Source organism: Shinella sp., assembly GCF_052438155.1.
Classification (GTDB): domain Bacteria; phylum Pseudomonadota; class Alphaproteobacteria; order Rhizobiales; family Rhizobiaceae; genus Shinella.
In genome coordinates this window covers 56,837-80,177 of the sequence record NZ_JBQVPI010000013.1, presented here as the reverse complement: position 1 = coordinate 80,177, position 23,341 = coordinate 56,837, and the positions used below count along the sequence as shown (strand labels likewise).

The window sequence follows — 23,341 nt, the reverse complement described above, 5'->3', positions numbered from 1 at the left end:
ATGAAACTCGGCATCAACCTTCTGTGCCTGACGGACTTCGTCGAGGACAGTCATTTCGACAGCATAGGGCGGCTGCGTGACCTTGGCTATGATGGCGTCGAGGTGCCGGTCCTCAAGGGGGCGGTCGGCCACTATGAGCGCCTGGGCAAAAAACTCGACGCTCTCGGCCTTGGCCGGTCGACCACCTCGATCGTGCCGACGCCGGAGGCCAGCCCAGTCAGCAGCGATGCCGATGTGCGGGCGCGCGGGCTTGCGCATCTCGACTGGGCGCTCGATTGCGCCATCGCGCTCGGCGCCGAGAGCATGGGTGGCCCGTTTCACGCGCCGATCGGCGTCTTCACCGGCACCGGCGCCAGCGAGGACGAACTGAAATACGGTGCGGATGCACATCGCGCGCTGGCCGAGCGGGCGGCGGCTCACGGCATGTATCTGAGCCTGGAGCCGCTCAACCGTTTCGAGACCTACTACCTCAACACGATGGAGCAGGCCCGCGCCTATGTCGATCGGGTCGGACACCCCGCCTTCAAGATCATGTACGACACGTTCCACGCCAATGTGGAGGAGCGCCGGCAGGAAGAGGCCATCCGCCTGATTGGCCCGGATATCGGCGTTTTCCATGTGTCGGAGAACGACCGTGGTATCCCTGGGCGGGGGCACATAGACTTCGCGGCGATGTTCACCGTGTTGAAGGAGATCGGTTATGACGGCTGGTTGACGCTTGAGGCCTTCGGGGCCGGCCTGCCGGCCATCGCGGCGGCGACCCGCGTCTGGCGGCCGCTGTTTCCGGATTTCGAGACGCTTTTTTCCGAAAGCGCAACGTTCATTCGCAAGACATGGGCAGCAGCATGAGCAATCCCGCAATCGAGATGCGCGGCATCACCAAGAGTTTCCCCGGCGTGAAGGCGCTGAAGAGCGTGAGCTTTTCCGCCTATCCGGGCGAAGTGCACGCGCTCGCCGGTGAAAACGGTGCCGGCAAGTCGACGCTGATGAAAATTCTTTCCGGCGTCTACAGGCTGGATGGCGGCGCCGTTGTCGTGGGTGGCGAGGAGCGACATTTCAGCCATCCGCTGGAGGCGATCCGCGCCGGCATCGCAGTGATCTACCAGGAATTTTCCCTGCTGCCGGAGCGCACCGTCGCACAGAACATCTTTCTCGGCCGCGAGCCGACGCGGTTTGGCCTGATCGACCACAAGGCAATGAACGCGGAGGCGCGGCGCGTGCTGGCCCTGTTCGGCTCGGCGCATCGGATCGAGCCGGATACGGTCGTGGCAGACCTCGAAGTCGCGAGCCAGCAGCTTGTCGAGATTGCCAAGGCGGTGTCGCTCGATGCGAAGGTCATCGTGATGGACGAGCCGACCGCAGCGCTCAACGAGGCGGAATGCGAGGTGCTGTTCGGGCTCGTCGATACGCTGAAGAAGCGCGGCGTATCGATCGTCTATATTACCCATCGAATGCGCGAGATCACGCTGCTGGCCGACCGGGTTACCGTGCTGAAGGACGGCGAGACGGCCGCGAGCTTCGACCATGTGCCGGAACCCGATACGATCGTGCGCGCCATGGTCGGCCGCGATATCGGCGATTTTTATGCCGCACCGGCAACGCTGGAGGAGATCGGCAACGTCGTGTTGTCCGTGCGCCATGCCGGCAATGAGCGGCTGAAGGACATTTCCTTTGACCTGCGCGCCGGCGAGATCGTAGGTTTTGCCGGGTTGCAGGGGGCAGGGCGGGTTGCGCTTGCCCAGGCGATTTTCGGCTTTGCGCCGTTCACCGAAGGCGAAGTTTTGCTTGCCGGTAGACCGGCGCGTTTCACCAATCCTCGTGACGCCATCCGCGCCGGCATTGGCCTGTTGCCGGGTGACCGCAAGGCCGAGGGACTGGTGCTGATGCAGTCGGTTGCGGACAATGGTTTGCTGACGGCGCGTGCGCTTTCCGGCCTCGCGGGCAAGGCCGATGCGACGCCATTTGCCTCCGCCGAAGAGATGGACAAGCTACTGCACGAGCTCGACGTCAGGGCCGGCAGCTTTTCCCAGGAGATCAAGGCCTTGTCCGGGGGCAACCAGCAGAAGGCGATCGTCGCGCGTTGGCTGGCGCTGGCGCCGCGGCTGCTGATCTTCATCGAGCCGACGCGCGGCATCGACGTCAATGCCAAGGCCGGCATCTACCACCTGATGCGCGATCTCGCGCGCAAGGGCACGGCGATCATGATGGTGTCGTCTGACCTGCCGGAGGTGCTGGGCGCCGCCGACCGTATCCTCGTCATGCGCGCCGGCGAACTCGTGGCCGCGTTCCCGCGCGGCGTGTCGGAAGCCGATGTCATGCTCGCCGCAACCGGCGAAGAAGCGGTGGCGGCATGAACACGGTGGCTCTCACCAAACGTCCCGCCTGGCGCATGGAGCGCTATGCACCGGCTCTGCTGCTTGCTGCGGCACTTTCCATCTATATCGCGATCGCGCTCAGCCTCGGCCTCACGCGATTCCTGACGCCGGAAGCGGCGATCTCCATCCTCAATCGCTCCATCGCGCTCGGCATCACCGCCGTCGGCCAGACCTTTGCGATCCTCGTCGGCTCGATCGACCTGTCGGTGGCGCATCTGATCTCGGCGTCCGCCATCGTCTCGTCGGCGATCATGAATGGCGATCCGGCGATGATGCTGCCTGCGGTCCTCGCCGTGCTGCTGATGGGCGCCGTGGTCGGCACACTGAACGGACTGATGATCACCAGGCTGGAGGTCAATCCGCTGATCGCGACACTCGGCATGGCGCTGATCATCCAGGGCTGCCTCGCCTCCTTCCATGGTCGCTTCGGCGGCTCGGTGCCGGATGCCTTCCAGTATTTCGCCTATGGCGAGGTGCTCGGCCTTCCGGTGAGCCTCATCGTTCTGGCGCTCCTCGTGCTGGCGGCCTGGGCCGTGTTGCGCTTCACCCGCTTCGGCTCAAACATCTATTCGGTCGGCGGCAATCGCGATACGGCGCGCGCGGCCGGCATCAAGACGGCGCGCGTGGTGATGGCGAGCCACATCATTTGCAGCCTGTGCGCCTCGTTGGCCGGCCTCTACCTCGCAAGCCGGCTGAAATCCGGCTCGCCATGGATCGGCACGGAGGGCGCTTATGATCTGGAATCGATCGCCGTGGTCGTCATCGGCGGCACGATCCTTTCGGGCGGGAAGGGCGGAATTTGGGGCACGGTCGCCGGCGTCATCATCTTCTCGCTGATCGACTCGATCTTCAATCTCGCCGGCGTTGATGCTTTCGCCAAGCAGGTGATGCGCGGCATCATCATCGTCGCCGCCGTCGCCTTCTACGCCGTGCGTTCGAAGAGGATAGTGGCATGATCCAGGAAACCGTCGGTTCCGCAAAGGCGCCCGGCGCCGCAAGGGGCGGCCGCCTGCCGAAGATCAATCCCGTCTTCTTCGTGCTCGCAGCGCTGCTTGTCGCCATCACGTTGTCCAACCCGAATTTCGTCGAGCCCACGGGCTACATGAATTTCCTGAAGCGGGCCGCACCGCTGGCCATCCTCGCCGCCGGCCAGATCTACGTCATCGTCTCGGGCGGCTTCGATCTCTCGGTCGGCTCGGTAATCACGCTGACGGTGGTCGGCTCCTCCATGCTGCTCAACAACAATGCCGATGCCACCTGGTGGGTGATCCCGGTCATGTATGCGGTCGGGCTTACCGTCGGCGTGGTCAATGGGCTCGTCGTCAGCTATCTCCGGGTGCCCTCGCTGATCGCCACGCTCGGCATGATGATCACGCTGAACGGTGCCGCCTTCATGTGGTCGAGTGGCTCGCCGCGCGGCTACCTGCCGGAGACGTTCCGTTTCTTCGGGCGCGTGAACATTCAGGGCATTCCGCTCATCCAGTTCCTGCCGGTGGCACTACTCGTGCTCATCGTGGTCGGGATTGGCCTGTTCTGGCTCATGCACCGCACCAATCTCGGGCGTTTGCTGCATGCCATCGGTGACAATCCGCGGGCGGCGCAGATGTCGGGTGTTCCCTTGGAGCGGGTGCGCATCATCGCTTTCGTCGTCTCGTCGCTGAGTGCCGTGACGGCCGGCATCCTGCTTGGCGGCTTTGCCGGTGTCTCGACGGATGTCGGCGTCGGCTACGAATTGCAGGCGATCACCGCCTGCGTCATCGGCGGCGCGCAGCTTCTCGGCGGGCGCGGCTCGGTGCCGGCGTCGATTGCCGGCGCGCTGACGCTGACGGCGATCTTCACGCTGCTCAACTTCATTGGCTTGCCAAAACCGGTGCGCGACGTCGTGCAGGGCGTGATCCTGATCGTCGCCGTCGTGCTTGCCACCTACCGGCGCAACCGCGCCGGCCGGACCTGAATTTCGCCGGCCGCAAGGCCGTCGGGAGGAACCTGACATCATGATCAAATGGGAGTGAGACATGAAAAAACTGCTGACCGCCGCCCTTTCGGCTGCCCTGCTTGCGAGCACGGCACAAGCCCAACAGCTGAACTTTGACGACCCCGCGGAATTCGCCAGGCAGCGTGAGATGTTGACGGCGAAAGCCAATGGCCCGGAGGGGGAGCCATGGGTGCAATATTACGGTGACCAGATGGCCGACACCGCAAAATACAAGAAGGAAGGTCCCCATACGATCTGCTTCTCGAATGCCGGTGTGAACAACGCCTGGCGCGTGACCGGCTGGACGAACATGCAGGCAGAGGTGAAGCTCCATCCGGAGATCAAGGAACTCATCCATGTCGATGCCGAAGGCTCCGACGACAAGCAGATTTCCGATATTGACGACCTGATCAACGGCGGCAAGTGCTCGGTGCTGATCGTCTCGCCGAACACCACGGCTGCGCTGACCCCCGCCGTCGAGAAGGCCTGCGCCAAGCTTCCGGTCATCGTCTTCGACCGCGGCGTTAATACCAAGTGCCCAGTGACCTTCATTCACCCGGTCGGCGGTTACGGTTTCGGCATCCAGGCCGGCGAGTTCGTGGCGGCCACAGCCCCCGCTGGTGCCAACGTGCTGATGCTGCGCATCGTGCCCGGTGTCGATGTGCTGGAAACGCGGGCCTCGGCCGCCAAGCGCATCTTCAAGGAGAAGGGCCTGAACGTCATCGGGGAGGAGTTCACCGAAGGCGACAATGCCAAGACCAAGTCGATCGTCGAGGACTACCTGCAACGTGGCTCGATCGATGCGATCTGGATGGATGCCGGTGCGACGGCGGTTGCGGCGTTGGAAGCTTTTGAGGATTCCAGCCTGCCGCTGCCGATCATCACCGGCGAGGATCAGCAGGACTTCTTGATGAAATGGAAGGCCGAAGGCTTCAAGGCGATCGCGCCGACCTACCCGACCTATCAATGGCGCACGCCGATCATCGCGGCCGTCAAGGTGTTGAAGGGTGAGGCCGTGCCGGGTCCGGAATGGGTGATGCCGCAGCCGGCGATCACCGCCGAGACGCTCGATCTCTACGTCAACGACAAGATGCCGCCGCTGCACCACGCGATGTGCGGCTGTGAGAAGCTGCCCGACTACCCGGCAGCCTGGGGCGGACAGTAAACATGGGCGGGGCCGCGTGACACGCGGCCCCGTTTCGCCAATCGCGGCGGTGAGGCATGGTCCGCGCTAGGCTGCGCGTCGGCCGGTCGAAGCATCGAAGATATGCAGTCGCGAGAAATCCGGTAGCACGCGAACCGTCTCGCCCGGGCGGACGTGCAGGCGCTCGCGGCCGAGATAGGTGAGTTTCTGGCCGTGCATGTCGAGTAGCAACAGTGTTTCCGCGCCGGTCTGCTCGACGACCACGACGGTCGCCTCGGTGCCGGACGGATCGAGACGGAGATGCTCGGGACGGATACCAAGAACGACGTCCGCAGGACTTGCTGTGTTCTTGATTCCGGCTGGAGCGGAGAAGCCGCTTTTTCCGGTGAAATACCCGTTTTCAAGACGGCCTTCAAACAGGTTTATCGCTGGCGAACCAATGAAGCCGGCGACGAATACATTGTCGGGGTGATCGTAGAGGTCCAGCGGCGATCCTACCTGCTCGACGACGCCACCTCGCATCACCACGATCTTGTCCGCCATTGTCATCGCCTCGACCTGGTCGTGGGTGACGTAGACGGTCGTGGTGCCGAGGCGCTGCTGCAGTGCCTTGATTTCCGCGCGCATCTGCACCCGCAGCTTGGCGTCAAGGTTCGACAGGGGCTCGTCGAACAGGAAGACCGCAGGATCGCGAACGATGGCGCGGCCCATGGCAACACGTTGGCGTTGTCCGCCCGAAAGCTGGCGCGGCAGCCTGTCCAGCAAGGGGGAGAGGTCGAGAATTTCGGCGGCGGCGGTCACGCGCCGGTCGATTTCGTCGCGCGCCTTGCCGGCGAGCTTCAGGGAGAAGCCCATGTTCTTGGCGACGGTCATATGCGGATAGAGCGCATAGTTCTGGAAGACCATGGCGACGTCGCGCTGCTTCGGCGGAATGTCGTTGACGATCCGCCCGTCGATCCGCACCTCGCCGCCGGAAATGCCCTCAAGGCCTGCGATCATGCGCAGCAGGGTGGACTTGCCGCAGCCGGACGGCCCGACAAGAGCGACGAATTCGCCATGTTCGACCGCGACATCGATGCCCCGCAGGACCTCCACAGTACCGTAGGATTTGCGAACATCCCGGATCTGGACCTGTGCCATGGTTACTCCGTCCCCTCTGTGGCCGCGTCGAACGCCAGCCGCGAAAATGCTTCGGGCGGCGCGCTGTTTGCCTGCATCAATCGCGTCATCAGGTCCGTCAGGCGCTGCTCCTCTTCGGGGTTCGCCAGCGGTGTTTCCTGCCCCGGATCGGCGGTGAGGTCATAGAGGCGCGTCTCGGATTCAAGCAGCGCGCCGGGGCCGTAGTTGTTGTACATCGGCGATCGATCGATCACCGGCACCTTGAGCAGTGTCGCGCCCTTGGTGAAGTCGAGCGGCGGCGACAGTTCGACCGAGGCCAGTTCCGCCGGCGAGAACGGCGAGAAGATGTGCGTCGGCATCAGCGTGTACTGGTAGAGTTCCTGCTGCGACAGGTCCTCCGGGAAGCGGTGATAGGTATAGCGGCCATCGGCAACATTCACCGCGCCGCCGAAATAGCCGAACAGGGCGCCATCGCGCAGGTCCGTGCCATCTGCCATCGCGCAGAGCGAAAACCCTTCGTTCTCGACTGGCGGCGTGGCGCCGAACAGGTCGAGGAACGTTGCTGCGAGATCGATCGACTGGGTGAGGGCCTGTGACCGGCTGCCCGGCCGGGCATCTCGGGGGTCGTGCAGGAAGAGTGGAATGTGCGCCACCTCTTCATAGAGGTTCATGCGGTTCTTCGCCCAGAAATCATGTTCGCCAAGCAGGAAGCCATGGTCGGTGGTGACGACGAGCGCCGTGTCCTTCCACAGGTCGTGGCGATCGAAATAGTCGAGCAATTCGCCGAGCAGATGGTCGCACATCGCGACCACGGCGTAGTAGTTGGCGCGCAGCTCCTCGCATTCTTCGGGCAGTTCGTCGACACGACCGTAACGCGGCCAGTCGCGGATCGGGCCTTTCCAGCCGGTGTCGAATGGCGCCTTGAAGCGTTCGGGGGCCGTGAAGGGCTCGTGTGGGTCGAAGGTCTCGATCTGCAGAAGCCAGTTGTCGGCGTCGCGGTTGCGGTCGAGGAAGTCAAAGCCCTCGGCAAAGCAGCGCACCGAAGGGAAATCCTTCTCTTCCTTGATGAACTCGCGGTTGACGATGTTCTGGCCGAAATAGGAGCGCTTCTGATCGCTGAACTGCCGGGCGTGGTATTTTTCGCGAAGCCGCTCCCAATGCGGCTGCACCATCGCCTTCCACCGGTCGCCTTCCTGGCCGCGCACGAATTCATAGGAATCGTAGCGGTTGTGATAGGTCGCACCACCGTCTTCCCAATAGTGGAAATGGTCGGTCACGAGGTGGCTGTAGGTGCCGCGCTGCTGGTGCAGGATTTCCGGAAAGGCATTGTCGAACGGCTCCAGCGGCCCCCAGCTGCGATGCAGGAAGGTAAGCCGGCCAGTCAGCATGTCGCGCCGGGCCGGCATGCAGGGCAGACTGCCGACATAGTGCTTGTCGAAGGTCACGCTGCGGGCGGCGAGGCGGTCGAAATTCGGCGTCGGGATTCGTGTGCCGCCATAGGGACCGAGCAGATGCCTGTTCAGGGAATCGAAAAGAACAAAAACCGCCTTCATGCTATTTCACTGCTCCTTGCGTGAGGCCCTTGACGATGTAGCGCTGGGCGACGAGCAGCACGAGAATGGCCGGCACCATCGCCAGAGCAGCGCTTGCCGCCATCTGGGTGTATTGAATCTCGAAATCCTGGGCGAACTTGGCGATGGCGACGGGAACCGTTGCGGTCTGCTTCATCGTCAGCGTCAGCGCGACGGCGAACTCGTTCCAGGAGAAGATGAAGGTGAGGATCGACGTCGCGGCAAGGCCGGGCGTGATGAGCGGCAGGATCACGTACCACAGGATATGCGGCGTATCCGCACCGTCCATGATCGCCGCCTCTTCCAGTTCCTTCGGCACGTCGCGAACGAAGACCGCCATCAGCCAGATCGCCATCGGCAGGTTGAGCGTCGCATGTGCGAGGATCAGCCCTGTGAAGGTGTTCTCCAGTCCGACGGCGCGCGCCATGGAAAACCATGCACTCGCCAGCGCCACCGGCGGGATCATGTGGAAGATCATCGTCCAGGCGAGGAAGAGATGCACGACCCATCCGGGCCAGCGCATCCGGTTGAGCGAGAAGGCGGCGAGCGTTGCGACAACGACGCAAAGCACGGTGCTGACGAGCCCGACGATGATCGAGTTGCGGTAGTTGAGCAGGAAGTCCGAGGTCTTCGACCAGAGAACTTCGGAAAAGTTGCTCCAGATCGGCGTGAAGAGCACATCGCCCATCAAGAGCGATATCTGTGTGCGAAAGCCAGCTGCAACGGTCCAGATGATCGGCGCAAGAACAAGGACGGCACCGGCGGCGAGTGCCAGGTGGACGGGAACAATGGAATTGGTGCGACGGCTCATGATGTCGCTCCCGTGCGACGGCGCGCTGACAGAGCGATCACCAGAAGCAGCGACACGAGGAAGATGACGGCCACCGACATGGCCGAGCCATAGCCCGCCTTGTCTTCGGTGAAGAAGCGCTGGTAGAGGGTGAAGCTGATCACCTCTGTCGCGGTGCCAGGCCCGCCGCTGGTCAGGAGATAGACCTCGTCGAAGACCTTGAAGGCGAGCACGAGGCGGAAGGCGAAGGTGACGATGATCGTCGGGATCATCAGCGGCAACGTGACATAGACCAGTTCCTGCCACGGGCCGGCACCGTCCATCTCGGCAGCCTCGAAAACGTCCTGCGGCAGGGATTCGAGCCCCGCCAGGAACAGCAGGAAGCAGAATGGCGTCCAATGCCAGATGTCGACCGCGATCACTGAAAGCAGCGCCGTCTCGGGCGTTCCCAGCCAGTCATGCGGCATGATGCCAAGGAGAGAGAGCGCCTTGTTGACCAGGCCGAAGTCGTAATTGAGCATCAGCTTCCAGATGGCGCCGATGACGATGCCGGGGATCAGGATGGGCAGGATGAAGATCGCCCGGTAGAGCACGCGCCCACGGGTTATCTTGGTGCAAAGCAGAGCCATGGCGAAGCCGAGGATCATCTGGCCAGCGACGGCCCCGAAGGCGAAGATAAGCGTGTTGGAGATACCGGCGCCGAACAGGCTGTCCGAGAACAGCGCCTTGTAATGAGCAAGGCCGACCCAGGTGCGCACCTGCTGCCCGTCCGCCCAGGTGACGTTCTGAAAGCTTGTGAGAAACAGGTTTGCAATCGGGAGCGCGCTGAGTGCCACCATCATGGCAAGGGCTGGCCCGAAGGTCAGCCAGCGCCAGAGACGCTGGCCGCCATCCTCGGCGGGATTGCTTGACCGCCGCAGCGGGCTTTGGGTTTGCGCGTTTGCGGCGGTCATGGGTGGCCCTTATTTCAGAGGGGTCAGCTTGTCGGTCTTGTAGGCATGGCCGGCCATGATCTTCTCGATCTCGTCGGACATGCCGTTCAGCGCATCGACCGAGGTGATCTCGCCGGCAACCGCACGGTTGAGGCCGAGTTCCAGCACGGCAATCACTTCGCTCGCCTCGGGAAACTGGTAGATGTTGACGGCGTGCGGCAAGGCTTCGGCCAAGGGCTTCATCCAGCGATACCGGTGTTCGTCGGCAATCGGCTCCTTATAGACGGCGGCGTGGATCGGGATGCCGCCGGCCTTGGCAGTTTCGAGCTGGGCTGCCTTTGTCTGGAACCAGCGCAGAAACTCGACGGCCGCGCGCTTGCGATCGTCGGGAACGTTCTTCGAAATGCCGGCGAGCCAATGGCCGAGACCGGGCGCGGTCTGGAGGCCTTCCGCGGCCGGCGGCGGCGCCCATTCGACCTTGTCGACGATCGCCGACTTGTTCGGATCGTCCATCTGCGACCAGGCGGCGATCACCATCATGATATGCGCGGAATGGCCGGTCACCATGGCCTGGATGACTTCGGCCTGGTCTGCGGCCGCCGTCTTCGGGTGGCCGGCTTCCTTGGCGAGCCGGATGTAGTAGTCGAGCGCCTCACGGCCGTGGTCGGAGTTCAGCGTGACCGAATAGTCACCGGCTGACTGGTCGTTGAAGATGCCGCCGCCAAAACCGTAGAGGTAGGGGTAGAAGTCGTAGGCCACGGTATGCGGCCCGCGCGCGCCGCGCTGGACGATGCCGTACATGTCGGGCGGATTGTGGAACTTCTTGGCGTTGGCTTCCAGTTCGGCAAAGGTCTTCGGCGCCGACAGGCCCGCTTCCTTGTAGAGGTCGCCGCGATAATAGAGCATCGGGATCAGCGGCGAGACCGGCATGGCCATCAGCTTGCCGTCGCTGGTCATGGTCTTCTTCTCGGCATTGTAATAGACCGTGTCGCCGAGCGTATAGACCTCGGGATCGAGCGTGAAGCCGGGGTCGATGTCGGTGATGGCCTCCACGAAGCCGCCGGCATACATTTCGGCAAACCAGCCCGAATTCATGATCAGGATGTCGTACTGGCCATCGCTGGCGCGCACCGAGTTGCGCTGCTTTTCCAGCGAGCCGGCAAAGGGATTGACGTCGAGTTCGACCTTGTTTCCGGTCTCCGCCTCATAGGCCTCAACCGTCTTGCGAAAGCTTTCGAACCAGGGCGACTGGTTGATCACGATGGTGATCGGAGCGACGCTTGCCGCGTAGAGCGGGCGGAATGCGCCTGGCGCGAGGCTGGCCGCCGCGGCCATGCCCACGCCTTTTAGGATCGTACGTCTGTGCATGCTGGTCTTGAATGTCATCGATGAATCTCCCTTGCCTCATTCATGCTGAACATCTATCGGCCTTCAAGAAAACAGGTGCTCCCCGCGGCCTTCGCGCCGCATTGCGGTTGCCCCCGCCCTCCTATTCGCAGAAAATCGGACTGGCCCAGTTCCACTGGCCATTGGCCTGGCGCATGCGGGCATAGATCCAGTCGCCCTTGCGCAGCGGTTCGATTGCCATCTGCCCGCGCCACTGCCACTGGTGCGGGCGCGGCAGCGGGTGGAGTCGGAAGGCGGGACTGTCGATCGGCCCGAGATTGCCCGAGAGTGCGCCCTGCAGAAGGCGGCCGGTGCTGACCTCGAAGGTCTGCCCGTCGACCACCAACCGGACTCCGGCATCCGGCCGGATGCGGATGCGCGCGGCAATCGCCTGCATCGAAGCGGTGGTGTTGTTGGGGTTGCCGATCGAGCGGATCGTGAAATCGATGCGATTGCCGGAAAGCCGGACCGCGTTGTCATCCTTCGCGTCGCCGCCTCCTTCCAGCGGCGAGACCACTTCGGACCCGCGCAGCCGTGGCTCGACGGACAGGATGTCGCCGCCGATGAGTTCGAGGGAGCCTTGCCAGTCGTGGAATTTTCCGCGTGCGCCCCAGCCGAGTTCCAGCACGAGCAACGTTTCCAGCGCGCTATTGCCGGCATCGATCGGGCTGCGCTGCAGGTCCGGCGTGATCCGGCCGACGACATCACCGTTGCGCACGAGGTCGATATAGTCGATGGCACCGCCGCCGACCGCCTCGAGTTCCAGCGTTGTTGGCCCGCCCGCCGTCACGCTGCCGCCCTGCATGGTGTCGCCGATGGAGAAGAACAGGTGGCTTGCGTCGCCGGTGAGGGCATTGGTGCGGCGTCGGTGGATGCCGTCCCACAGGGCTGAACGGGAATTTTCCGCAGCATAGACCGCCGAGCGCCCGTGACCATAGGAGCCGGGATAACCGCTATGGTGATCCGTATTTCCGAGGAAGCCGAAGCGGAGGCCGCGATTGAGACCATGGCGGGCGGTGGACTGGCCATCACTCGGCCCCATGGAATGCAGGAAGGGACGGTCCATGACCGACGTCTCCGAACAGCCGTGCATGGAGATGATCTCCATCACCGGCGACAGGTCCTCGATGACGCTGTCCCAGTTTACGCCGCGTGCGCCGAGGCGGTAGCCGATGTGATGCGGGAAGGCGAAGACGGCATCACCATAGGCGGCGCGCAGCCTTGCATGCAGTTCCGACGGCGTGTCGGCCTTGATCAATTCCTGGCCCGCGATGTCGCGGTAGACGATCGTGTAGTCGCCATGTGCAAAGGAGTGGATTTCATAACCGGGGAAAACGGTGAAGACGCCCGGCTCGTCTGCCTCTGCAAGCGTTTCGAAATGGGCGCCCCACAGTCTGTCGAGCTTGGCAAAACCTTTGACGTGAAAATCGACGATATGCTCCACGCTGGGATCGTCGACCGGCATATCCGGCCAATATGCGTGTCCCGTGACGGAGACGAAATCAAGCTGGCGGCGCGCGCGGCGCAGCGCCTGTTCGAGGCTGCCGTGGCCATAGGAAATGTCGCAGTGGTTGTGGATATCGCCGTAATAGGCCCGTACGCCGAAACGCGAAGCCAACGGCGCCAGCCGCTCCGGCAGACGCTCACCCAACATGCCGTACCTCTCCTCCCTGGACGATGCGCGACCGCGAAGGTCCAATCATCATCAGATACAATATGTATTGTACGCTAGCAGATGTATGGGCGGATGCAAGCGTGTTTTGGGGTGATGGCGGGAAATTATGGTGGGGTTTGGCATACGCCAGCGCATGCCGCCGCGAATGCCGGCAATGGCGTCAGATGGAAGGTACGCCTGTGCTGCCGCGAGCATTCGAGATGCAGTCGAGATAGACGATCTGGGGCGGCTCGTGCGGCGCGGCGATACGCTTGCGGATCGTGTCGATCAGGCTTTTGGCGGCATTGAGATAGGAGCTGCCGGCCATGGTCATGAAGCCGAAATGTTCGGTCGGGACGTCGTGATGCCCCAATACGAAGAGGCTGAGATCCTTCGGGCAGGCGATCTCCATCTCTTCCAGGCATTGGCGAATGCCGAGAGAGTCGGAAATGCCGAGTGTGACCATCGCGGTGAACGGCAGTTTGCCATGCTCGTCGAGCAGCGCGGACAGTTCTTGTCCCAGCGCGTCGCCGACGCGCTGCGTCGGGTGCAGCACGCCGCGAAGCGCGATGCTCTGCGTGTGCCGCCAGACGGTCTCATGGCGCTGGCTTATCCGGTCGAAGGCACGCCGTGCGGCGAGGATCGGCTGGGCCATGGAGTCCAGCGAAACAAGGGCTACGGAGCGGTGGCCGAGTTCCGACAGATATTCCAGGGCCAGATCGAGCGCCGCTTCCCAGTCGGTTCCGACGCGGTCGATGTCGACGCCGGCGACGGAATGGCCGTCGACGACGAGGGCGCGCGTCTTGCTTTGCAGCAGGTTGAGCAGGCGGATCGGAATGTTCTCGTAATGCGACTGGAGAATGGCCGCATCGAAATCCGGTACCGAGGTGAGGATCTCCAGCAGGTGCCCCGTATTGTGGTAGGAAATCTGGACGACCTTGCTGCCGGACCGCGACAATTGCTCGACAATATGGTTCTGCACCAGCACGCAGCGTTCGTTCAGGCTGGCGTTCGACAGGATCAGCAGGCTCTCCAGATGCGCCACGGCACCGTCATCGCTGGACGCCGATGCCTCGCCGCCCTTGACCACGTAGGTGCCACGTCCGACCTGCGAGGTCAGCATGCCCTCGTCGCGCAGGCGGGTCAGCGCCTCCTGCACGGTCGCCTGGCTGACCTGATGAATGCGCATGAGATCGCGTACCGTCGGCAGCCGCGCGCCATCCTCAAGCCGGGAAATCTGATCCCTCAGGGAGGCGAGAACCGTGTTTGAGGACGCAGCGCGCAAGGATCTGCCTCGACCTTCGAATCGTGTCTGTTTTTTGTCGCTTCCATCTCGATACATTTTGAATCTCGCCCCGGCAATCCCGCGCCCGAAACGACGGGATAAAGGGTAGTGAAGTCGAATTGTATTATAGCTGATACAAATTGAACTTTACAATTTGAATTTCACGTATACGCTTTGGATCGAGACGGCGGCAGGTCGTCCGCGCAACGACCGGAGGGGAGTCCGTCGTGCTGGAAAACAATGTCCTTGTTCATCAGAGACCAACCGCTCGTGCCGAGCGGAACAACCCGGCCTTCATTCGCGTCGATGGCGTGCGCAGGACATTCGCGCAGCGGGACGGCGGCGGCGGTAAGGGTGTTGACCAAGGCGCAGGCTTATGTCGCCGATCCTGCGAACAAGGACGAGGTTCTGAAGATCGTCTCCGATTTCCAGAAGCAGCCGGTCGGCATGAACGCGGCGTTGCTTTCGGACTACACGTTCAGGCCGAATGTCGACAAATCCTACGTCGACGACATGCTGGCCATCGCCGGCTACCTGAAGGCGACAAACCGCATCCAGGGCGATGCAAAGGACGTGCTCAGCTATACCTTCACCGGCCCCCTGAAGGCGGCGAATGCTGCTGCCGTCGAGGTCGAGGGCCAGTGGGCGCCCTAACGTCATGAAAGCACCAGGCGCCTGCCACGGCAGGCGTTCGGCATATGTCACGCAAGCGGATTGATCACCATGTCTCCTTCGGCTGCCGATAGGATTGCCGTCGCCGTCATCGGCGCGGGCTTCATCGCCGACTACCATATCAACGGTCTGCGCGCCGCAGGCGGGGCGGATATCGCCGCACTCGTCGGCCGGCGGCCGGACGCGACGCGCGCAAGAGCGCAGGCGCTCAGCATCGGCAGGGCGGAAACCGACTACCGTCGCGTGCTGGAGGACAGCACGATTGACGCGGTGGTGATTGCCACCCCGGACGATACCCACGAGCGCATCGCGATCGACACGCTCGACGCCGGCAAGCATGTCTTGCTGCAAAAGCCGATGGCGCTGAACAGCGCTCAATGCCGCAGCATCCTTCAGGCGGATCAACAGGCCGGACGGCGCCTCACCGTCAGCTTCATGCACCGCTATTTCCCGGAAGTACGCTGGCTTTGCGAGCGGCTGCAATCCGGCGCGCTCGGCACCGTCCATTCCGCGCGCATTCGAAACGCCACGCCGGGGGCGGACTGGAACGACTGGTTCTTTACGCCCGGTAATGTCTCGGGTGGCGTCGTCATGCAGCTCGGCGTGCATGGCATCGATCTCGTTCAGCACCTGCTCGGTCCGATCAGAACCGTTGCCGCCGACATGACGACCGCGCGGCCGGAACGGCAGCTTGCCGACGGTCGCACGGTTCGCACGGAACTCGAGGACAATGTGTTTGCCGCCTATCGCCTCGAGGGCGATGTGCGGGTGAGCCATGAGATGAGCTACACCGAGCTTGCCGGTTGCGATCGCTTCCGGCTGGAACTCTATGCGGAACGCGGCACGGTCTGGCTTCGGACGGAGCGCGGCAGGGCGGCAATCCACGCCCCAGCAAGCGTTGGGAAGACGGGTTGGGTGAATCCGGAATTACCGGAGGAAGCGCTCGGCGAAGCCCATCATCGTCATTGGCTTTCCATCATCAGGGGCGAGACGCCGCCGGATGATACGGCCGGAGCCGGTCTCAGCTCGGTCCGGGTGGCCGAAGCCATTTATGCAGCAGCGCTTTCCGGCATGAGAACGCCGATTGGCGAGGATGGGGAGAAGGCCGGATGCGCCTGAAGATCGCGATACTGGGCGTCGAACATTACCACGCCAATTTCTGGGCCGGCGCCTTCCTGCAACGGCCGGAGGTCGAGATCATCGGTGTCTGGGATCAGGCCGCGGACAAGGCGGCCGAATTTGCCGGTCGTCACGGCATCGAGGTACAGGACGACCTCCACCGCCTTATTCGGAAGAGCCACGCGGTTGCGATCTGCTCGGCGACGAGCGGGCACCTGATGCTGGTCGAAGCCGCCGCGGCTCTCGGCCGGCCGGTGCTCTGCGAAAAGCCGCTCGGGATCGACCGTGCCCAATGCGACGCCATCGCCGCAGTGGTGGCGCGCACGGGCATTCGCTTCATGCAGAGCTTTCCGAAGCGCTTCGACCCTGCCAACCATGAGATAGCGCGGCTTTTACAGGAGAAAGTCCTTGGCCGGGTGACGCTCTGCCGGGTCCGGCACGGCCATAGCCATGGTCTTACGGAGGTTTTCCGGTCCGCCTGGTTCGTCGATCCGACGCGTTCCGGTGGCGGTACGCTGCTCGATGAGGGCGTGCATGCCGCCGATTTCCTCCGTTGGATGTTTGGCGAACCCGAGTCGGTTTTTGCCACACTGTCGTCGGCGGCCCTCGGCCTACCCGTCGAAGACACGGCCGTCGCCACCTTCCGCTATGCGGATGGCCTGATTGCCGAGGTGACGACGAGTTGGTGTTTTGCCGCAGCGGACACGTCGATCGAAATCTACGGAACGGAAGGCTCGATCCTGCTCTCCGGCGTCGACATCGCCTCGCGCCCGACGCGCGAAACGGACTTTCTGCGCGTGTTCCGACGCGGGGAGGGGGAGGGTTGGTCCGCTTCGGACGTCGTCCCGTCCTTCAAGACGGGCGTTTTCCACGAGCACGTCGCCTGGGCTTTTGTCGACGCACTGAAGAAAGGCGGCCCCATGCCGGTTACCATCGAGGACGGCCGAAAAGCCTTCACGATGATCGAAGCGGCCTATCGCTCGGCCGCTACGGGTCGCGTGCAGATGATCGGGACATAAAATCCAGCGAAGGCGACCTCAATGCGAGGGCTGCACAGGCTAGCGCGCCCATGGACTGGGCGCGCAATTTTTTTCGTGTCAGGTTGCTGCTGGGGGCCGGACAGACTGCTCCTTTCCGGCATAGGATTCGACTCCTGTGACGGTATTCCGCCTCTCGCGGGCGATGGCCATACGGCGCACCAAGACGTAGAACACGGGTGTTAGCACGAGGCCGAACAGGGTGACGCCAAGCATGCCGGCGAACACGGCGATGCCCATGACATGCCGCATCTCGGCACCAGCCCCCGTCGCGATCATCAGCGGGACGACGCCGGCGATGAAAGCGAGGGAGGTCATCAGGATTGGCCGCAGGCGAAGCCGGGCTGCTTCGAGAACGGCGTTCAAAGGATCGACGCCTTCGTCTTCCTTCGCTCTGGCGAACTCCACGATCAGGATCGCGTTCTTGGCAGCCAAGCCGACGAGAACAACAAACCCGATCTGCGTGAAAATGTTGTTGTCGCCTCCAGTGAACCACACGCCCGCGATAGCCGAGAGCAACGCCATCGGAGCGATCAGCAACACAGCGAACGGGAGTGACCAGCTGTTGTATTGCGCTGCGAGAATCAGAAAGGCGAGCAGCACAGACAGGGGGAAGACGTACATGGCGGCGTTGCCGGCTTGCTTCTCCTGATAGGCGAGGTCCGTCCACTCGAAGGCCATGCCGGGTGGCAACGTTTCCGATGCGATCCGTTCCATTGCCGCGGTCGCTTGCCCGAACGAATATCCGGGCGCGGGGCTGCCGCTGATATCGGCCGATGGAAAACCATTGTAGTGCATGACGCGGTCCGGCCCCGAACCGTGCTTGATGGTCAGCAAGGCCGACAACGGGATCATTTCGCCCGCCGCGTTACGCACCTTCAGTCGGCCGATGTCTTCTGGCTGCATACGGAATGGCGCGTCGGCCTGAACCATCACGCGGTAGGTGCGGCCGAACAGATTGAAGTCGTTCGCGTAGAGTGAGCCCAGGTTGACCTGCAAGGTTTCAAAAATCGTGTCGAGCGACACCCCTTGCGACTTGGCCTTCACCCGGTCGATGTCCACCTGCACCTGCGGCGCATTTACCTGGAAGCTCGCGAGCATGCCAGCCAGTTCGGGTGTTTGCATCGCCTTGCCCATGAGAGCGCCCTGCGCCTGCGCGAGGGCCTCGAAGCCAAGCCCTGCCCGATCCTCGATCTGAATCTTGAATCCGCCGGTCGAGCCAAGGCCTGGAACAGGAGGTGGTGGGAAGATGCCGGCAAAACCATCGGGTATCTGGCTGAATTTTCCCATCAGGCGGCCTGCAATCGCGAAAGCCGACAAGGACGGATCCTTGCGCTCGTCAAACGGCTTGAGCATCGTGAACATGACGGCGGCATTCGGAATATTGACCATGCCGTTTACCGAAAGCCCCGGAAACGCGACGACGCTTTCCACCCCAGGTTCGGCAAGCGCGATTTCCGACATTTTCTTGACAACCGCCTCGGTGCGATCAAGCGAGGCGCCGGTTGGAAGCTGCGCGACGCCGACGAGGTAATACTTGTCCTGAGCCGGTACGAACCCGGTGGGCACGGTCTGGAAACCCATCCACGTCATGCCGACCAGGCCGGCATAGATCAGCAAGACGAGCGTGCTGAGCCTCACGGCACGGCGTACCGACCAGACATAGGCATTCGAAGCGCTGTCGAAGGCGCGATTGAACAGGCGGAAGAACCATCCGAACACGGTGTCGATGACGATCGTCAGCCGGTCGCGCTTTGCATCGGCATGATGCGGTTTCAGGAGCACGCCCGCGAGTGCTGGGGAAAGCGTCAGAGAGTTGATCGCCGACAGGATGGTCGAGATTGCGATCGTGAGGGCGAACTGCCTGTAGAACTCCCCTTGCAAGCCGGACAGGAAGGCGGAGGGAATGAACACCGCCGACAGCACCGACGTAATGGCAAGGATAGGCCCGGTCACTTCGTCCATGGCCTTGCGGGCAGCCTCTTTCGGCGTTTCGCCGAGCGCAATGTGACGTTCCGCGTTCTCGACGACCACGATGGCATCATCGACCACGATGCCGATCGAGAGCACGAGCCCGAAAAGCGACAGCGTGTTCAGTGAGAAGCCGAACAGGTACATGAGGGCGAATGTGCCGACCAACGATACAGGCACGGCAACGAGCGGAATGATCGAAGCACGCCAAGTCTGAAGGAAGAGTACGACCACCAGTACGACCAGCGCTATGGCTTCAAGCAGTGTCATGACCACGGCTTCCAGAGAGGCCTTGACGAAGACGGTAGGGTCGTAGGCGATGCGATGCTCTACTCCATCGGGAAAACCTTTCTGTAGGTCTTCCATGGTGCCGCGAATGGCGCTCGAAACATCGAGCGCATTGGCGCCGGGGCTCTGGATGATCTGGATCGCCACCGCCGGTTTGCCGTCAAGAAGGCTGCGCAGCGCGTAGGAATCGGCACCAAGTTCGATGCGGGCAACATCCCGCAGACGGGTGACCTGGCCCTCGGCACCCGTCTTGACGACGATGTCGCCGAACTGCTCCTCGTTCGAAAGCCGGCCGAGGGCGTTGACCGTGATTTGGAACGCCGCCGAAGCATCCGGCTGCTGGCCGACCGAGCCGGCGGCCACCTGCACGTTCTGCTCCCGGATTGTCGCCACCACGTCGGAGGCGGTCAGGCCGCGCGCCGCCACCTTGGCCGGGTCGAGCCAGATGCGCATCGAGTATTCGCCGGCACCCCAGACCAACACGTCACCCACACCCGGTAGGCGCGCAAGCTGGTCACGCACCTGCAAAGTGGCGAAATTCGAGAGGTAGAGAGGGTCGTAGCGATCGTCAGGTGAGACGAGATGCACGACCATCAGAATGTCGGGCGAGGTCTTCTGCGTCACGACGCCGATGCGCTGCACGTCCTGTGGCAGGCGGGGGAGCGCGCGCGCGACGCGGTTCTGCACCTGGATCTGCGCCATGTCAGGGTCGGTGCCCTGCTGAAAGGCCACCGTCAGCGTCATGCGCCCGTCGGTCGCGGCCTGAGAACTCATGTAGAGCATGTTCTCGACGCCGTTGATCGCCTGTTCAAGCGGTGCCGCGACCGTTTCGGCAATAACCTCGGGATTGGCGCCTGGATAACTTGCGGTGACCTGCACCGTTGGCGGGGTGACCTGGGGATATTCGCTCAACGGCAGCTTCAGGAGTGTCAGGCCACCGGCGATCAGCATCAGGACAGACAGAACGACCGCAAAGATCGGGCGGTCGACGAAAAAGCGCGGAATATTCATCGACGCGCCTCCTGCGTTTCAGCTGCGGGCCGGTCTCCATCGGCGGATTGGTCTGCCAGCATGGAAACCATCTGCGGCACGACCTGCATGCCGGGGCGGACGAGCCCCTTTACGATGATCCTCTCACCCGGATCGAGGCCGGCTGAGACCACACGCAGACCATCGATCATCGGGCCGAGTTCGACCGGGCGGTATTCGGCCTTGTCCTCGGCTCCCAGAACCAGCACATAACGGCGTCCTTGATCGATACCGATCGCCTGATCGTCGATAAGCACGGTTTGAGCTGGATGGGCCGCAACGAGGTTCACGCGCGCAAAAAGGCCGGGCGCCAGTCGACCATCAGGGTTTTTGACAACAGCCCGCGCGCGGATCGTTCCCGTGCTTCGGTCGACGCGATTGCCGAGAAAATCGAAGGCGCCTTCATGCGGAAAGCCGGTATCGGTCATCAGCCCCACCTGCACCGGCAACTTGTCGGCAGCCTTTCCACGTTCTATCTCGCGCACATCCGCGATGAACGCGAGATAGGTGGCTTCATCGATGTCGAAATAGACATAGAGGGGATCGGTCGAGACGATCGTTGTGAGAAGTGTCGCGGCTCCGGCATTGCCCCCGGTGACAAGGTTGCCCTCGGAGACCAGAATCCGGTCGATGCGCCCACCAATCGGGGCTGTGACGCGTGTGAAGGAAAGATCGAGTTCGGCGGACGCCACAGCCGTCTTCGCGATCTCAGCCTGTGCCTGCCGCTGACGGCGAGCAGTTTGCGCGTCGTCAAAGGTCTTGCGCGATACACTGCCATTGCGCGCCAGCATTTCGGCGCGGTTGAAATCGATCTCGGCCTGATCAAGCAGTGCCTTCGCCTGCTGCAACTGCGCCTTGGCGGCATCCAGGGCGACCTGGAAGGGCCTGGGGTCGATTTGGAACAGAAGCTTGCCTGATTCTACGAGCCCCCCTTCGGGAACACTGACTGCGTCGATTGCACCGCCGACACGTGGGCGCAGTTCGACGAACCTGGTCGCTTCGAGATAACCTGTAAACTCCACCGGCAGCGCCACCTTGCGCGTGACGACCTCGGCGACGGGCACCTGTGGTCCGGGTGCTTCTTCCGACTGGGCAGCCGCTTCTGACACGGCGGTCGACGATACCAGCGCGAGAAGGCGGCTCGCATGGGGCTCCACTTCGTTGCGATAGACAAAAGTGCCACTGGCAACGGTGACGCCAGCCAACAGCAGGGCGGCGGCTTTCTTGTTCATTTTCTTTCACCTTCATACGGGCCGTTCCAGGCTTTCAGGAGACGGCAGCAGTCAATTTTGATGAAGGTGAGGTTTCCAACGACGGGAAGGTCAAGGCCCTTATTTTCCGAAATGGCGCTCGGCACATCTGGCTCATCATTCGCAGCTTCTAGGTGGGTAACGCCTCCGTGTTGCACGTTTTGGCTCATTGCTCCGGGCAGCAAGGCCGCAGGCTTCCATGTTCGAAAAAGTACATTTCTGTCCAACAACCGCCTTGACCTTGCAACGGCTGGAAGCAGCACCCTGACGGCAATGCTTCTCTACCCGGCCGCTCTCTGGGCACCCGGTCGTGAGCAAAACCATGTCGGATTCAGAGAAAGTCGAGACCATGACGGAAACCAGCGCCCCGCACATTCTTATCTACACGACCCCGACCTGTCCGGACTGTCATGCACTCAAGCGCTGGCTCTCCGAGCGGGGGCTAGCTTACGAAGAACGCGATCTCACCGACCCTCGGATCGCGGAGGAGGCAAAGGCGCGAACGGGTGTGCGGGTGGCACCGATCACCATCGTCGGTTCGGAAATCTTCTACGGCACGTTCCAGAGCCAGAAGCCGGGCCTGTCGAAGGTGCTCGGACAGACGCAAGGCATGTGAGGGATCGGACGTGACAGCCAAACGAATTGACATCCGGCAGGCTCGAGCCCGCCTTGAAGTCCAGAATGGGCAGACCATACTCGATACGGCACTCGCCGCCGGCATTCCCTACCCTCATGGCTGCAAGTCCGGGCGCTGCGGCTCCTGCAAGTCCCGGTTGATCGAGGGGGAGGTGGACCTGCTTCAGCATTCGCGCTTCGCCCTGACCGATGAAGAGAAAGCCGACGGTCTTATCCTGGCATGCCGGGCGTTGCCCCGGACGGATGCAGCCGTGGCTTGGCTAGGCAGCGAAGACGACACCATTCAGGCGCCAAAACATGTAGAGGGCATCGTGACCTTCCTTGATGACCTCACCCACGACATCAAACTGGTTCGGATTGCACCCGGGGGCGGAATTCCTTTGCAGTTCACAGCAGGGCAGTATGCGCAGGTCGAGTTCAATGGCGTTCCGGCCCGCAGCTATTCAATGGCCAATATGTACGGCGACGACGGTCTCGAATTCCATATTCGTCGTGTTCCGGGAGGGACTACCTCGGAGCATGTGCATGGCACATTGAAGGTCGGTGACAGGGCAAGATTCACACTCCCCTTGGGCTCTTCCGGCCTACGCCAGCAGCATTCCGGCTCGATCCTGTGCATTGCCGGCGGCTCCGGGCTGGCGCCGATCAAGTCCATCGTGGAAACTGCTCTCACTTACGGGATGAAGCAGCAGATCCATGTCTATTTCGGCGTCCGGGCCGAGCGTGATCTCTATCTTGTCGAGCATTTCCAGGCTCTCGCCAAGCGGCATTTCAATCTCACCTTCGTGCCCGTGCTGTCGCAGGCGCAGCGAAAACAATATCGGAGCGGTGTCGTGACGCAGGCTGTGGCGGAGGATCTCTCCAGCCTTGCCGACTGGAAAGCCTATGCTGCCGGCCCACCGCCGATGGTGGACGCGGCCATGGAGATGGTATTTGCGCGCGGATTGCGCAGGCAAGACATGCACGCCGACGTGTTCTTTACCCTGGAGGATTTGCCGGCGCCGGCTGTCGAATGATGCTGCCGCTGACGATGAGGCCCCCTCGCTCGCCCGCTAATGACAAAGGTCCGCCGCGAACATCCTCGCGGCGGACCTTTGTTTCGTGTGCT

General features: G+C 62.6%; 19 protein-coding genes. 10 read left to right on the top strand and 9 right to left on the bottom strand.

Going from position 1 to position 23,341, the window contains the following annotated elements; all coding sequences use genetic code 11:
- The 5 genes from ACT6VE_RS21745 to ACT6VE_RS21725 all read left to right on the top strand — a co-directional run bounded on the left by ACT6VE_RS21745 (nt 1) and on the right by ACT6VE_RS21725 (nt 5,515).
- Nucleotides 1–849 carry a sugar phosphate isomerase/epimerase family protein gene (locus tag ACT6VE_RS21745; protein WP_444800522.1) on the top strand — a complete coding sequence of 283 codons (849 nt, stop codon included), beginning with the start codon at nt 1–3 and terminating at the stop codon, nt 847–849.
- Nucleotides 846–2,354 (top strand): sugar ABC transporter ATP-binding protein, encoded by a 1,509-nt coding sequence (locus tag ACT6VE_RS21740; protein WP_444800521.1) that lies wholly within the window; start codon nt 846–848, stop codon nt 2,352–2,354. The genes ACT6VE_RS21745 and ACT6VE_RS21740 overlap by 4 nt, the downstream gene beginning before the upstream one ends.
- On the top strand, nt 2,351–3,331 hold the full coding sequence (locus ACT6VE_RS21735) for an ABC transporter permease (protein ID WP_444800520.1): 981 nt from the start codon (nt 2,351–2,353) through the stop codon (nt 3,329–3,331). Before ACT6VE_RS21740 ends, ACT6VE_RS21735 begins: the two co-directional genes overlap by 4 nt.
- A complete protein-coding gene (locus ACT6VE_RS21730) occupies nt 3,328–4,329 on the top strand; it encodes an ABC transporter permease (protein WP_444800519.1) in 1,002 nt (333 codons plus the stop codon). Before ACT6VE_RS21735 ends, ACT6VE_RS21730 begins: the two co-directional genes overlap by 4 nt.
- Nucleotides 4,330–4,390: 61 nt before the next feature.
- Nucleotides 4,391–5,515, top strand: a complete 1,125-nt coding sequence (locus tag ACT6VE_RS21725) for a substrate-binding domain-containing protein (protein WP_444800518.1) — start codon at nt 4,391–4,393, stop codon at nt 5,513–5,515.
- Nucleotides 5,516–5,581: 66 nt separating this feature from the next.
- Here ACT6VE_RS21725 and ACT6VE_RS21720 read toward each other — a convergent pair whose 3' ends face one another.
- The 7 genes from ACT6VE_RS21720 to ACT6VE_RS21690 all read right to left on the bottom strand — a co-directional run bounded on the left by ACT6VE_RS21720 (nt 5,582) and on the right by ACT6VE_RS21690 (nt 14,231).
- Complete coding sequence (locus ACT6VE_RS21720) at nt 5,582–6,634, bottom strand: ABC transporter ATP-binding protein (RefSeq protein WP_444800517.1); 1,053 nt, start codon at nt 6,632–6,634, stop codon at nt 5,582–5,584.
- A gap of 2 nt (nt 6,635–6,636) precedes the next feature.
- Complete coding sequence (locus ACT6VE_RS21715; RefSeq protein ID WP_444800516.1) at nt 6,637–8,166, bottom strand: sulfatase; 1,530 nt, start codon at nt 8,164–8,166, stop codon at nt 6,637–6,639.
- Nucleotide 8,167: 1 nt separating this feature from the next.
- A complete protein-coding gene (locus ACT6VE_RS21710) occupies nt 8,168–8,995 on the bottom strand; it encodes a carbohydrate ABC transporter permease (protein ID WP_069063210.1) in 828 nt (275 codons plus the stop codon).
- Complete coding sequence (locus tag ACT6VE_RS21705) at nt 8,992–9,927, bottom strand: carbohydrate ABC transporter permease (protein ID WP_444800515.1); 936 nt, start codon at nt 9,925–9,927, stop codon at nt 8,992–8,994. Before ACT6VE_RS21705 ends, ACT6VE_RS21710 begins: the two co-directional genes overlap by 4 nt.
- A 9-nt stretch (nt 9,928–9,936) precedes the next feature.
- Nucleotides 9,937–11,292: an extracellular solute-binding protein gene (locus tag ACT6VE_RS21700; RefSeq protein WP_444800514.1), complete on the bottom strand. Its 1,356-nt coding sequence runs from the start codon at nt 11,290–11,292 to the stop codon at nt 9,937–9,939.
- Between the two features lie 103 nt (nt 11,293–11,395).
- Entirely contained in the window at nt 11,396–12,946 is a 1,551-nt protein-coding gene (locus ACT6VE_RS21695) for a hypothetical protein (RefSeq protein ID WP_444800513.1), read from the bottom strand.
- A gap of 181 nt (nt 12,947–13,127) precedes the next feature.
- On the bottom strand, nt 13,128–14,231 hold the full coding sequence (locus ACT6VE_RS21690) for a GntR family transcriptional regulator (protein WP_444800512.1): 1,104 nt from the start codon (nt 14,229–14,231) through the stop codon (nt 13,128–13,130).
- Nucleotides 14,232–14,588: 357 nt separating this feature from the next.
- Here ACT6VE_RS21690 and ACT6VE_RS21685 point away from each other — a divergent pair, with 357 nt between their 5' ends.
- The 3 genes from ACT6VE_RS21685 to ACT6VE_RS21675 all read left to right on the top strand — a co-directional run bounded on the left by ACT6VE_RS21685 (nt 14,589) and on the right by ACT6VE_RS21675 (nt 17,041).
- Entirely contained in the window at nt 14,589–14,885 is a 297-nt protein-coding gene (locus ACT6VE_RS21685; RefSeq protein WP_444800511.1) for a hypothetical protein, read from the top strand.
- 69 nt (nt 14,886–14,954) lie between these two features.
- Entirely contained in the window at nt 14,955–16,022 is a 1,068-nt protein-coding gene (locus ACT6VE_RS21680) for a Gfo/Idh/MocA family protein (RefSeq protein WP_444800510.1), read from the top strand.
- A complete protein-coding gene (locus ACT6VE_RS21675; RefSeq protein WP_444800509.1) occupies nt 16,013–17,041 on the top strand; it encodes a Gfo/Idh/MocA family protein in 1,029 nt (342 codons plus the stop codon). Before ACT6VE_RS21680 ends, ACT6VE_RS21675 begins: the two co-directional genes overlap by 10 nt.
- A 78-nt stretch (nt 17,042–17,119) precedes the next feature.
- On the opposite strand, the gene ACT6VE_RS21670 is transcribed toward ACT6VE_RS21675, so the two are convergent.
- On the bottom strand, nt 17,120–20,329 hold the full coding sequence (locus tag ACT6VE_RS21670; RefSeq protein ID WP_444800508.1) for an efflux RND transporter permease subunit: 3,210 nt from the start codon (nt 20,327–20,329) through the stop codon (nt 17,120–17,122).
- On the bottom strand, nt 20,326–21,579 hold the full coding sequence (locus ACT6VE_RS21665; RefSeq protein ID WP_444800507.1) for an efflux RND transporter periplasmic adaptor subunit: 1,254 nt from the start codon (nt 21,577–21,579) through the stop codon (nt 20,326–20,328). Before ACT6VE_RS21665 ends, ACT6VE_RS21670 begins: the two co-directional genes overlap by 4 nt.
- 340 nt (nt 21,580–21,919) lie before the next feature.
- Here ACT6VE_RS21665 and ACT6VE_RS21660 point away from each other — a divergent pair, with 340 nt between their 5' ends.
- Nucleotides 21,920–22,213 (top strand): glutaredoxin family protein, encoded by a 294-nt coding sequence (locus ACT6VE_RS21660; RefSeq protein ID WP_444800506.1) that lies wholly within the window; start codon nt 21,920–21,922, stop codon nt 22,211–22,213.
- A gap of 10 nt (nt 22,214–22,223) precedes the next feature.
- Nucleotides 22,224–23,249 carry a 2Fe-2S iron-sulfur cluster-binding protein gene (locus ACT6VE_RS21655; protein ID WP_444800505.1) on the top strand — a complete coding sequence of 342 codons (1,026 nt, stop codon included), beginning with the start codon at nt 22,224–22,226 and terminating at the stop codon, nt 23,247–23,249.
- The last annotated feature ends 92 nt before the right edge of the window (nt 23,250–23,341 follow it).